Origin of the sequence: Xanthomonas sp. NCPPB 1325, assembly GCF_041477645.2 — a bacterium.
GTDB lineage: Bacteria > Pseudomonadota > Gammaproteobacteria > Xanthomonadales > Xanthomonadaceae > Xanthomonas > Xanthomonas cannabis.
Genome location: NZ_CM192985.1, coordinates 3659555 through 3672664, shown reverse-complemented (window position 1 = coordinate 3672664; position 13110 = coordinate 3659555). Strand labels below are relative to the sequence as shown.

General features: G+C 65.9%; 7 protein-coding genes. 3 read left to right on the top strand and 4 right to left on the bottom strand.

The annotated features are described in order from the left end of the window. Window positions 1–340: 340 nt before the first annotated feature. Both ACCQ10_RS15640 and ACCQ10_RS15635 read left to right on the top strand, forming a co-directional pair. Entirely contained in the window at window positions 341–508 is a 168-nt protein-coding gene (locus ACCQ10_RS15640) for a hypothetical protein (RefSeq protein WP_158002285.1), read from the top strand. Between the two features lie 139 nt (window positions 509–647). Then, complete coding sequence (locus tag ACCQ10_RS15635) at window positions 648–1841, top strand: cytochrome P450 (RefSeq protein WP_372361201.1); 1194 nt, start codon at window positions 648–650, stop codon at window positions 1839–1841. A gap of 141 nt (window positions 1842–1982) precedes the next feature. Here ACCQ10_RS15635 and ACCQ10_RS15630 read toward each other — a convergent pair whose 3' ends face one another. The 4 genes from ACCQ10_RS15630 to ACCQ10_RS15615 all read right to left on the bottom strand — a co-directional run bounded on the left by ACCQ10_RS15630 (window position 1983) and on the right by ACCQ10_RS15615 (window position 10570). After that, a complete protein-coding gene (locus ACCQ10_RS15630) occupies window positions 1983–4382 on the bottom strand; it encodes a TonB-dependent receptor plug domain-containing protein (RefSeq protein ID WP_372361200.1) in 2400 nt (799 codons plus the stop codon). A 319-nt stretch (window positions 4383–4701) separates the two neighbouring features. Then, window positions 4702–7089, bottom strand: a complete 2388-nt coding sequence (locus ACCQ10_RS15625; RefSeq protein WP_039405639.1) for a TonB-dependent receptor plug domain-containing protein — start codon at window positions 7087–7089, stop codon at window positions 4702–4704. A 274-nt stretch (window positions 7090–7363) separates the two neighbouring features. Further along, on the bottom strand, window positions 7364–7789 hold the full coding sequence (locus ACCQ10_RS15620) for a VOC family protein (protein WP_372361199.1): 426 nt from the start codon (window positions 7787–7789) through the stop codon (window positions 7364–7366). A 399-nt stretch (window positions 7790–8188) separates the two neighbouring features. Next, window positions 8189–10570, bottom strand: coding sequence for a TonB-dependent receptor plug domain-containing protein (locus tag ACCQ10_RS15615; RefSeq protein ID WP_372361198.1), 2382 nt, complete (start codon window positions 10568–10570; stop codon window positions 8189–8191). Between the two features lie 181 nt (window positions 10571–10751). On the opposite strand from ACCQ10_RS15615, the gene ACCQ10_RS15610 reads away from it, so the two are divergent. After that, complete coding sequence (locus ACCQ10_RS15610; RefSeq protein ID WP_372361197.1) at window positions 10752–12671, top strand: ABC-F family ATP-binding cassette domain-containing protein; 1920 nt, start codon at window positions 10752–10754, stop codon at window positions 12669–12671. Window positions 12672–13110 lie beyond the last annotated feature (439 nt).

The following is a 13110-nucleotide window of genomic DNA, read 5'->3' as shown; positions in this document are numbered from 1 at the left end:
GCAGGCCCAGCCAACGGCACTGCGCCGGGCGTCGCCTGCGGGCATTGCATGGTCATGGCTGAGGTCGGCGCGAGGGGAACAGGACCGCGTTGCTGGTCCGGTTGGCCGGACACCCATAGTACACAGCGCATGATTAACGCGATGCGACATGCGGCGCAGGCTGGCAACGCACCTGTGGGCATCAGGGCAGTGGCAACTTTTTCGCCACGCCGCGGACCCTTGCCAGGTGTACGACTGGTGGCGCAAGCCAGAGTGCGTGGCGCGGCGCGGCATGACCAGGCGAGTTGCGGATGCGCAGCTGACGCGCCCGTGCACACGGTGCGGTTGCGCACTGTTCTGCATGAGCACTGCGCTGGATGTAACAACGCACTTCACGGTGGCGGCCGGTTGCCCGCACGCGCCCAACGCGCGCGTCGTCGCCTGCGGCCGCAAGGTGCTGCAACCGCGTATCGGGACCACGCGCTCGATCACGCAACTGCATCGCTGCAGCACATCGATTCAAGTTTGACGACAAGGCTTCGCGCCAGGGCATGGCGCACGCGCGATGGCGGCCGACAATCCGGGCGTTGCGGCGCACACGCCTCGCATCTTCCCCACGTTCACACCTTGTCGCCGCGCCCGGCGACCAGGCCCCACGAGCCCAGGCCATGCACCTTCGCGATCTCGCTACCCCACAGTTTCGCCAGGACCCTTATCCCACCTATGCGCGCCTGCGCGACGAGGGGCCGCTGGTGGAAGTGGCCGAGCGCCGGCTGATGAGCGGGCGTTACAGCGTGGTCGACAGCCTGCTCAGCGACCGACGCGTGGGCCGCGATTATCTGGAGAGCATTCGCCTGCGCTATGGCGACGATGCGCTGCAGATGCCGTTGTTCCAGGGAATGAGCCGCATGTTCCTGCTGGTCAATCCGCCGGCGCATACGCGCCTGCGCGGCCTGATGACCCAGGCCTTCAGTGCGCGGCAGATCGAGTCCATGCGCCAGGTGGCCAGCGACACCGCCGCTGCATTGATCGCCAGCTTCCACGCCAACGGCCAGTGCGATGTGCTGCAGGAGTTCGCATTCCCGCTACCGGTGCGCATCATCTGCCGCATGCTGGATATCGATGCGGCCGACGCCACCACGGTGGGGCATGCCACCAGCGCACTGGCCAAGGTGTTCGACCCGACGATGACGCCTGACGAGCTGCAGGCCACCAGTGCGGCGTACCTGCAGTTGGAGCGTTATTTCCAGGGCGTGATCGAGCAGCGCCGGAGCGCCGACGGCGATGACCTGATTTCCCGCTTCATCCGCGCAGAAGACAACGGCTGCCGCTTGAGCAACGACGAGATCGTCTCCAACGTGATCCTGCTGTTCTTCGCCGGCCACGAAACCACCTCCAACATGATCTGCAATGCGCTGGTGGCCCTGCATCGGCATCCGGATCAATTGGCATTGCTCAGGCAGAACCCCGCCCTGATGCCCAATGCGGTGCTCGAATGCCTGCGCTACGACAGCTCGGTGCAGATGGCCACACGCACGGTGCTGCAGGAGTTCGAGGTCGATGGCGTGACCCTGCACGAGGGCGCCATGGTGTACCTGATGTTGGGTGCGGCCAATCACGATCCGGCGCAGTTCACCGACCCGCATCTGCTGGACATCCGCCGGCAACAGGGCCGTGCTTTGTCCTTCGGTGGCGGCATTCACCACTGCCTGGGCAACCGGCTGGCCTTGATCGAACTGGAAGCCGCGCTTGCGGCACTGCTAGAATATCTGCCGGCGTTGCGCCTGGAACAGCTCGACACGCTGACCTGGAACGACCGCTCCAACCTGCGGGGCGTGGACGCCTTGCTCGCATCCTGGTGATGCCATGGCAAGGCATGGCCGCTCGTGGCGCATGGGCTGATGCAGGCGTCGACGCGAACAAACAGGCATCACCGCCGACCGGTGATGCCTGCACCCTGCGCCGACCGACGTGTCGGTCAGCGCAGGCGGCTCAATCGCCGATCAGAACCGGTAGGTCACCCGGCCATACCAGTAACGGCCGTTGAAGCCGAACGGCGACAGCGACGAATACTGCAGGCCGCCGGCGCGATCGTCGTAGCCGGTGGTCAGCTGCGCCTTGGTCGGGTACTGGTTGGTGAGGTTGTCCGCGCCCACGGTGAAGGTGAAGGCGTTCCAGGTCTGGCTGGCGGCCAGATTCAGCAGCCAGCGTGCGTCGTAGGTCTGGTCCTGGCTGCCATCGGCCGGGTCGCTGATGCGCTTGATCGCGCCGTAGCGGGTGGCATTGAAGTTCAGCGCAAACCCACCGATCGACCAATCCGCGGCGGCCATGTACTTGGTGCGCGGCGTGGCATCGGTGAGCAGGCCCTGGCTGGCGCGCCCGAAGTTCGGGTTGGACAGCTCCAGGATGGTGGTCTTGTTGTAGTTGGCGCTGGCACTGAGATTGAGCTTGCCGTAGCTGCCCAGGTCGGCCTGGTAGCTGTTGATCCAGTCCACGCCGCGGGTGCGGCTGGTGGCGCCGTTGACGAAGAACTGCACCGCCGCCACCTGGCCGATCGGCTGCGCCAGCTGCAGCTGGTCTGAATACAGGATCTGGTCCCAGATGCGGATCTGGTAGACGTCCAGGCTGGAAGTGAAGTCCGCGGTGGGCTGCCACACGCCACCCAGGCTGTAGTTGGAGGATTTTTCCGGGCTCAGCGGGCGTGCGCCCAGCGCCACGGCAACCGGATCGGAGGTGCGGTAGGTGCCCACCTGCACCAGCTCGCCGTCCTGGATCAGGGTCACCACCGAGGCGTAGTTCTGCTGTGCCAGCGAAGGCGCGCGGAAGCCGTTTGAGACGGTGGCGCGCAACGCAAACGTATCGGTGAAGGCATAGCGCGCCGACAGCTTGCCCGAGCGGGTGGAACCGGCATCGCTGTACTTCTCGTAGCGCCCGGCGATGCCGCCGGAGAGCTTGTCGGTCAGATCCGCTTCCAGGTTGGCGTAGACCGCATTGCTGTGGCGGCCGAATCGGCCGGCCACCGACGGCTCCAGGCCGGAGAACACCTGCGCGCCACCGGGGTAGGGGGCGCCGGTGTCGGGATTGATGGTGTTGGGGTCGAAGAAATACGAGTCCGGCGAGCCGGCCGTGATCTCGTAGCGGTCCTGGCGATGCTCGGCACCGAAGGCGACATTGACCGGATAGGCCAGGCCCCAGTCGAAGGACTTGTTGATGTCCAGATTGACCACGCCCTGCTCGGTCTCGAAACCGCCGGAATTGAAGCGGGTCGGCGAGCTGCCGGTGGTCCAGTACAGGTTGGTGTTGATGCTGTCGAGGATGTTGAAGCTCATGTCGTTCTTGCCGTACGTGGCCGACACGTCCCAGTTCCACTCGCTGGCGGTGGTGCCCTTCAGGCCCAGCACCGCGGAGCGGTCGTTGACCGGGTTGTAGATCTGCGGCAGGAACCCGTTCGGATATACCGCCTGCACGTTGCGGCTGGTGTTGTCGAAGGCGCGGTAGTAGCCGTTGGAAGTGACTTCGCGCCGGCTCGCGCTGACATGGCCGTACAGCTCCACGTTCGGCGAGAACGCGTAGCCGAAGGCGGCCAGCCCCTGGTAGAAGGTCGAATCCGGATCACCGTGGCGCTGGTAGGGCACGCCGCCGGGGTTGGCCGCACCGGCAATGGTGGTGGCGCGGTTGGTGTTCTCGCTGCGGTTGGTGTCCATGGTGTTCTGGTAGTTCCAGGACAGCCGCACCCAGCCCGGTGCGCTATCGCCACCGGTGCCGCCGAACGGCAGGCCGATCGAGCCGTCGATACCGTTCTGCGCGCCATCGCCCTTGTCCATCAGGCCGCCGTTGATCGACACGCTGTTGCTGCCCGCATCGGCCCCGTGCTTGAGCACGATGTTGACCACGCCGGCGATGGCATCGGAGCCGTATTGCGCCGAGGCGCCGTCGCGCAGCACTTCGATGCGTGCAATCGCCGACATCGGCAGCGAGTTCAGATCCGCCGGGGCCGAGCCGCGGCCCACGTACGGGTTGTAGTTGATCAGCGAAGAGGTGTGATAGCGCTTGCCGTCCACCAGCACCAGCACCGCGTCGGGCGAGAGCCCGCGCAGCGTGGCCGGGCGGGCGGCGTCGTTACCGTCGGAAATCGCCGGGCGCGGGAAGTTCAGCGAGGGCAGCAATTTGCCCAGCGCGGTAGCGATGTCGGTGGCACCGGTAGCCTGCAGCGATTGCTCGGTGATGATGTCGATCGGCGATTCGGATTCGGCCACCGTGCGGTCGCTGACGCGCGTGCCGGTGACGATCAGGGTGTCCAGGGTTTTCTGCGGTTCGGTCGATTGCGACTGCGCACTGGCAGCGAACGAACAGACCGTGAGTGCGACTGAAATCGCCAGCGAAAGTGCGTGGGAGGTGTGCATGGGAATCAAGGCTCAAAGGGGATGATGGAAACAGCGGTGACGCGTGTGATGCAGGGGAAATGCAGCGGAGTGCGCAGGCTGGCCTGCCTGCACGCGGCGCGTTGCAGTGGCGCAGACGGAGGCAGCGGCGGCGATCTGCAACGCCGGTGTGACGCGGCAGGCATCCTTGCCGGGCGCATCCGTGCGGGACATGGCGATCCATCTGCGGTGTGACGCAATGGCCGGCACGTGCATGGCGCACGCGCGACGGCGTTGGCAACGCATGGTCCTGCGTGGCCGTGCACGGCAGGCGCCGGTCGCTACCGACCGGCGCAGCCCATTACCACTTGTAGTTCACGTTGGCGTAGACCAGCGCACCGTTGAAGCCGAACGGCGAGGCGCTGCTGTAGGGCAGGTAGGTGCGCGTGCCCAGGCCCGCTTCCTGGCGGTCGGGATATTCGTTGAGCACGTTGTCGCCACCGACGGTGAAGTTCCACGCGCCCAGCTTGTAGGACGCGGCCAGGTCCAGCGTCCACTTGGCTGCATAGGTCTGGTCGCTGCCGGCGTTGGTGCCGAAGGTGCTGAACTCGCCCCAGCGCGTGGCGGTGCCGGTGAACGACCAGTTGCCCGGCGACCATGTGCCGCCCAGGAAGAACTTGTCGCGCGGCGTACCTTCGGTGATGCGGCCCAGTTCTGCGCGGCCGATGCGCACCGCTCCCGGGTCGATGGCTTCGAGTGCCGCCGGGTTGGCGGCGATGCGCTCGACTTCGGTCTTGTTGTAGTTGTAGCCGGTGGTCAGCTCCGCGCTGCCGCCATCCAGCGCCCAGCGGTAGGTGCCCACCGCATCCACGCCCTGGGTCTTGGTGTCCACCGCATTGGTGAAGTAACGCCCGCCACCGATGCCCGGGAAGCCGTTGGCCTGCAGATAGTTGCGCGCCGCAGTGGAGGTGAGATTCTCCGACAGCACGATGCGGTCATCGATATCGATGCGATAGGCATCGACGGTGATGTACAGGTTATCCACCGGCTGCAGCACCACGCCCAGGCCGTAGTTCTTGGATTCCTCGGCCTTGAGCGGCTCGGCGCCCAGTGCGATTGCGGCCGGGTTATCGGTGCGGAAGGTGCCGATCTCGAACGGAATCGCCGTCACGCTGCCATTGGGCTGGGCCACGTTGAGGAACTGCGTGGCGATCGACTGGAAGTTCTGCTGCTGCAGCGACGGGGCACGGAAGCCGGTGGACGCGGTGGCACGCAGCGCCACCTTGTCGGTGAACGCGTAGCGCAGCGACAGCTTGCCGGTGGCGGTGTCGCCGAAGTCGCTGTACTTCTCGTAGCGCCCGGCCAGGCCGGCCGACAGCTTTTCGGTGAGGTCCGCTTCCAGGTCCACGTACGCCGAGTGGCTGTTGCGGTTGTAGTAACCGGCATCGGAGAGCTTGAAGCCCGGGAACACCTGCGCGCCCGGAATCAACGCCCCGTTCGCGGAGGGAATCCCGCCATTGGCCGATGACGCCGCATCGCCCGGCGACTGGTTGAACTTCTCGCCGCGCCATTCCGCACCGAACGCCAGCGTGACCGGGTAGGCCAGGCCCCAATCGAGCGTCTTGGTGAAGTCGGCGTTGAGCACGTTCTGCGTCACTTCCAGCGTACCGGCGTGGAAGTCGGTGGGGCTGGCCAGACCCAAGCTGTTGTTCAAGCTGTTGCGCACATCGAAGGTGAGATTGTTCTGGCCGTAGTTGTAGCTCAGATCGATGTTCAAGCCGCCTTCGGTGGAGGTCTTCAATCCGCCCACCCACGACACGTCCTTGCTGACGTTGTAGATCTGCGGCAGGAAGCCGTCCGGATAGATTTCCGGGCGGTTGCGGTTGTCGCCGGCGAAACGGAAATAGCCGTTGGACAGCACTTCGCGCCGGCTGACCATGCCGAACGAATAGAAGGTGAGGTAATCGGTAGGGCTGTATTCGCCGTTGAACGAGATGGCGCCCTGATCGATCTCGGGGTCGCCGTAGCGCTGCTCCACGCGGCCGCCGAACGGCAGCGCGCGGTTGGTCTGGTCCGAATGCCCGGCCTGCGCGGCCAGGTGCACCTTGCCGGTGCCGGCGAAGCTGAAGCCGGCATCGCCGGACAGCTGGTACTGCTCGCCGTCGCCGGCGCTGTACTTGCCGTAGCGGCCATTGACGCTGCCGCCTTCGCCGCTGCCCTTGAGCACGACATTGATCACGCCGGCAATCGCGTCCGACCCGTATTGCGCCGACGCGCCATCGCGCAGCACTTCGATGCGCTCCACGGCGGCGATCGGAATGGTGTTGAGGTCGGCCGGCGATGACCCGCGGCCCTGGGTGTCGTTGAGGTTGATCAGCGCAGTGCTGTGATAGCGCTTGCCGTTGACCAGCACCAGGACCTGATCCGGCGACAGGCCGCGCAGCTGCGCCGGGCGCACTGCGTCAGAACCGTCGGAGATGGCCGGGCGCGGGAAATTGAGCGAGGGGATCGCGCGTGACAGCGCGGTTGCCAACTCGGTGGTGCCGGTCGATTCCAGTGCCTGTGGCGAGATGATGTCGATCGGCGATGCCGATTCGGCCACGGTGCGGTCGGCCACACGGGTGCCGGTCACGATCAGCGTGTCGAGGGTTTTCTGCGCAGGAGCCTGTGACTGCGCGGCTGCGGTTGAAGCGGAAAACGACAAGGCGACAACGACAGCGACTGCGAGTGGACTGGACTTGCAATTCATGCGGTGACAACTCCGAGTGGGGAACGGATGCAGCGCAGTGGGCCCCCTCCCAGGCCGCGTCCGTGGCGGCAGCTGCGGTGCGTTCCCAACCATTAACCACGTGTAACCGCGTGTCAAATTTTGGTTACGTTGCGCGTGCAACCGTCATCGGAAATATGCGTATGAAAACGGTGCCAGCTTGCACCACGGTGATGCATCGCTTGCACCGGACCTACTGCCCCGCGGGTTTGCTTGCACCATCATGGACATCGATAACAGATATGAAAGTTCTGCATCAGAACGTGATTTGCACCATCTCGGCACTGCGTTGCGCAGGCCCTTGGAAGACTGCTTCGATGTTGTTGCCATCGGGGTCGAGCGCAAACGCCGCGTAATAGCGCGGGTGATAGGGGCGCACGCCCGGCGCACCGTTGTCGCGACCGCCGTGGGCGAGTGCGGCCTGATGGAAGGCGTGCACCATGGCGATGTCGCGGGCCTGGAAGGCCAGATGATGGCGGCCGGTCAGGACGCCTTGTGCGACGGTGTGCCGGTCGGAAACGAACAGTTCGTCGGCCCAGAAGAACCCATCGCCCTCGCCGCCGATCGGGACGCCGAGCGCATCGAGTACGGCCTGATAGAAACGTCGGCTTGCCGGCAGGTCCTGCACCACCAGATGCAGGTGATCGATCAAGCGACCGCGACACACGTTCGATGCGTCCATCTGCATGCTCCGGCAATGACAGGAACACCGCTCATACCACGGCGCAGGCACAGGCGCCGTCATCGTCCCGGCTGGTATGCGGACGGCGCAGCGAGGTGCCGCGTGCTAACGGAAGCGCCGTGTGCACGTCTGCTCGTGCGATGCAGCCCTCAGCCGGCGCCCGTAGCCGCTGACGCGTGCGTCGCAATCGCCTGAACGCACACGCCCCGGACAGGGCCGGGGCGTGTGGTCGAACGACAACGGCGAAGCTGCAGCGCTGACGCCAGCAAATGCGTCAGTCTGCCCGCATCGCAAGGCGTGGTTGGCGTTGCCAGACCCGCTGCGCCACGCGCGGTGCAGGGGCCGTCGTTGCCGCACCTCGCGACGACAGCGGCGCTTGCCGCTGCCTGTGCGCATCGCTTACCAACGGTAGTTGATGCGCCCGTACACGTACGCACCGTTGAAGCCGAACGGCGACAGGTTGCTGTACGGAAACTGCCCGCTGGTGGAGTTGGCGAAGTTGTTCTCGTCCGGGTATTCGTCCAGCAGGTTGTCCGCGCCCAGCGTCAGCGTCCAGCGGTCGACCTTGTAGCTGGCCGAGGCATCCAGCACCCACTTGGCACCGAAGGTCTGGTCGTTGATCGCCGCAGCCGGGCGGGTGCTGTACTTGCCATAGCGCGTCGCGCCCAGCGCCAGCGTCCAGTGCTCGGAGTTCCAGCTGCCGTTGATCAGGAACTTGTCGCGCGGGAAGCCTTCTTCGATACGGCCACGCTCGGTGCGGTCGATACGCTCCAGGCTCAGCCCGTTGGCCGACAACGCCGCCGGGTTGGCCGCCACGCTGCGCACCTCGGTTTCCGAGTAGTTGTAACCGGCGGTCAGGTCCACGCTGCTGGCTGCAAGCTGCCAGCGATAGCTGCCCACCACGTCCACGCCGCGCGTGCGCGTATCCACCGCGTTGGTGAAGTAACGCCCGCCGTTGATGCCGAAGATGCCCTGCGCTTCCAGCAGGCTGCGCACGCCGGCACCGGTGAGGTTGGACGACAGTACGATGCGGTCGTCCACATCGATCTGGTACGCATCCACGGTGAGGTAGAGCGCATCGGTGGGCTGCAGCACCAGGCCCAGGCTGTAGGACAGCGAGGTCTCGGCATCCAGCGGCTCGGCACCGAAGGCGCGCGCCACGTTACTGTCGGCCGGGAAGGTGCGGATCTCGAACGGATTCGGGTTGCCGGCCAGGAAGGTGGTGCTGGTGGACTGGAAATACTGCTGCGCCAGCGACGGTGCACGGAAGCCCGACGACACCGTGCCGCGCAACGCGATCTTGTCCGTGAACGCATAGCGGCCCGACAACTTGCCCGAGGCCTGGCTGCCGAAGTCGTCGTAGTCCTCGTAGCGGCCGGCCAGGCCCGCAGAGAACTTGTCGGTGAAATCGGCTTCGATATCGGCATACAGCGCATAGCTGTTGCGCGAGTACTGGCCCGACACACTCGGCGCGAACCCGCCAAAGCCCTGCGCGCCACCGGCCAACGTGCCCGCCTGGAAATACGAGCCCACTTCGCCCGGCGACTGGTTCCACTTTTCGTTGCGGTATTCGGCACCGAAGGCCACCGTCACCGGATAGGCCAGGCCCCAGTCGAAGCCGCGCTTTATGTCCAGGTTGACGATGTTCTGCGTGGTCTCCAGCGCGCCGTCGTAGAACGACGTGGGCGAGGTCGGCCCCAGGCTCACGTTGAGCGTGTTGCGGGTGTGGAAATCGATGCGGTTGTAGCCGTAGTTGTAGCTGGCATCCCAGTCCCAACCGCCGGCGGTGGAGCCGCGCACGCCGGCGACCAGCGAGCGGTCCTTGGCGTAGCTCTGGATCTCCGGCAAAAAGCCCTGCGGATAGATCGATAGCAGGTTCTGCGAGCTGCCCGGCGCGCGGAAGAACGCGAACGAGGTGATGTCGCGGTTGCTGGCGGTGGCAAACGCATAGCCGGTGATGCTGTCGCTGAACTGGTACTCGGTGTTGAGCGAGGCGGCCTGGGCATTGACGTCCGGGTCGCCGATCTTGAACGCCTTCTGGCCCACGGCCGGCTGCGAGACGCTGGGCGCGCCCGCATAACCGCGTGCACGGTCGGTCGGGTCCTGCTGGTTGAGCTGGGCCGCCACATGCAGCCAGCCGCGGTCGCCGCCATACGCCACGCCGGTGTCGCCGGACAGCTCGTAGTTGTTGCCGTCGCCAGCCGAATACTGGCCGAAGCCGGCCTGCAGGCTGCCGCCTTTCTCCGCTCCCTTGAGCACGATGTTGACCACGCCGGCGATGGCGTCGGAGCCGTACTGCGCCGAGGCGCCGTCGCGCAGCACTTCCACCCGCGCGATCGCCGCCACCGGGATGGTGTTCAGATCCACCGCCGCGGCGCCGCGGCCGATGGTGCCGTTGAGGTTGAGCAGCGAGGAGGTGTGGCGGCGCTTGCCGTTGACCAGCACCAGCACCTGGTCCGGCGACAGGCCGCGCAGCTGCGCAGGGCGGATTGCGCTGGTGCCATCGCTCAGCGCCGGGCGCGGGAAGTTCAGCGAGGGCAGGGCACGCGCCAGCGCGGTGGCCAGCTCCGGGGTGCCGGTGGCCTGCAGCGACTCGGCGCTGATGATGTCGATCGGCGACTGCGATTCGGCCACGGTGCGGTCGGACACGCGGGTGCCGGTGACGATCACCGTGTCCAGGGTGTTGGCGGTTGCCGGGGCGGCGGCGTCCTGCGCCAGGGCCGGCGCGGCAAGCAGTGCAGCGACCACGGCGGTCGCAAGCGAGGAGAGGGGGATGGTCATGACAACTCCAAAAACTGTGGGGCCGTGTGCGGCCGCTAAAGGCTAGGCAGGGGGTGGTCGCGAGCGGGCGAAGACGGCGGCGGCCTACCTGAAGGCGCTAATTATTCGTTAACGCTAGAATGGCGTCGCAGGAATGCTGCTCATCTGCTCATTCCTTTTCGTTCTATCGGACTGTTCATCAATGATTTCCCTGCGCAACTTCTCCATGCGACGCGGCGAGCGTCTGCTGTTGTCCAACGTCGACCTGACCATGCATGCCGGCTACCGCGTCGGCGTGGTGGGCCGGAACGGCACCGGTAAGTCGAGCCTGTTCGCCGCGGTGAAGGGCGAGCTGGAGGCCGACAGGGGCGACGTGGACCTGCCCGGCAAGGTGCGCACCGCCAGCGTTTCGCAGGAAACCCCGTCGCTGCCCGACCCGGCGCTGTCGTTCGTGCTCGGCGGCGATATCGAGGTGTCCGCGGTGCTGCAGGAAGAGGCCGACGCGACCGCGCGCGAAGACTGGGAAGCGGTGGCCAACGCGCACCAGAAGATGGCCGAGCTTGGCGCGTACGACGCCGAGGCGCGCGCCGGCAAACTGCTGCACGGCCTGGGCTTCCCGGCCGATACGCACCACCGCGCGGTCTCGTCGTTCTCCGGCGGCTGGCGCGTGCGGCTGAATCTGGCGCGCGCGCTGATGATGCCCAGCGACCTGCTGCTGCTCGACGAACCGACCAACCACCTGGACATGGACGCGGTGCTATGGCTGGAGCAATGGCTGCTCAAGTACCCGGGCACCTTGTTGCTGATTTCGCATGACCGCGAGTTCCTCGACAACGTCGCCACCCACACCCTGCACCTGCACGGCGGCACCGCCAAGCTGTATGTCGGCGGCTATACCGATTTCGAACGCCAGCGCATCGAACACCTGCGCCAGCAGCAGATCGCCCACGACAAGGAACAGGCAGAACGCGCGCATCTGCAGAGCTTCATCGACCGCTTCAAGGCGCAGGCCAGCAAGGCCACCCAGGCGCAGAGCCGCATGAAGCGTTTGGCCAAGATGGCCGGTACCGAAGCGGTGCGCGCCGAGCGCGAGTTCCGCATCCAGTTCGCGCAGCCCAATCGGCTGCCGTTTTCGTTGATCCGCTTGAATCATGTGCAGGCCGGCTATCCGGCTCCGACCTCCCTTCCCCCGCGTGCGGGGGAAGGGGCCCGAAGGGCGGATGGGGGCGAGGCTGCCACGGTCATCCTGCACGACGTCGGCTTCGGCCTGGAGGCGGGCGACCGCATCGGGTTGCTGGGGCCCAATGGCGCGGGTAAGTCGACGCTGGTCAAGACCTTGGTGGGTGAGTTGGCGCCGTTGGCGGGGGAGCGCAGCGCGCATCCGGACCTGCGTATCGGTTACTTCGCCCAGCACACGGTGGAGTCGCTGCATGAAGGCCAGTCGCCGATGGATCACTTCCGCGACCTGTCGCCGGATGGTTCCAACCAGGCGTTCCGCGATTTCCTGGGTAAATGGAATTTCGCCGGCGACCGCGCGTTCGAGGTGGTGGATGGTTTCTCCGGCGGCGAGCGCGCGCGTCTGGCGCTGGCGCTGATCGCCTGGCAGCAGCCCAACGTGCTGTTGCTGGACGAACCGACCAACCACTTGGACCTGGAAATGCGCGAGGCGCTGGCAGAAGCGTTGAGCGACTTCGAAGGCGCCATCGTGATGGTCTCGCACGACCGCCATCTGATCGGCCTGGTCTGCGACAGTTTCTGGCGCGTGGCCGATGGCGTGGTCGAGCCATTCGCCGGCGATCTGGACGAATACGCCGCCTGGCTGCGTAGCCGCCCGGCGGCGCAGGGCACCAAGCAGAAGATGGCCGAAGTGGCACCGACCCCGCCACCGCCGACCAAGCCGTTGCCGCCGAAGAAGGCCGTCAACCCGCACAAGCTGGCCAGCGCCGAAAAGCGCGTCGGCGAGCTGGAGGCGGCGCTGGCCGCGCTGGATCGTGAGCTTGCTAACCCGGGCAACTATGCCGACAGCGACAAGATGGCGGTGCTGGGGCGCGACCGCGAAACAACCGCCCAGCAGCTGGCCGCCGCCGAAGCGGCGTGGATGGAGCTGATCGACGGCGCGTAAGGCGGGACGAGATGATGCTGCTGCGTGTTGATCGTGCTGATCGATCGCGCTTGCCGTAGGTGGTTTTCAGCGGTGCACGGCTTTGATGTTCTGCATCATGCGTCGACGGAGCAGTGTCTGGACCGAGCATGTGTGCTGCTCATCGGGTGTGTCTGGAGCTCGGATGGGTAGGGCAGTCGCCGCAGAATGCGTTGCGTTGCGTTGCGCTCGCACCCTCATCTGGCGCTACGCGCCACCTTCTCCCCATGAAGGAGGACAATGTCCCGGCGGGAGAAGGGCGCAAGCCGTAGCTCTGGTGATGAAAAGCCCCGCTCCCTGCGGGAGAGGGGTTGGGGTGAGGGTACGGCGGAACACAGCCATCTTGATGGAGGGGCCAGATAAGGTGCGGCCCAGCCATCGCATGCGGGCAAGGCTGTGTTGCGCATACGCACGCAGTCAA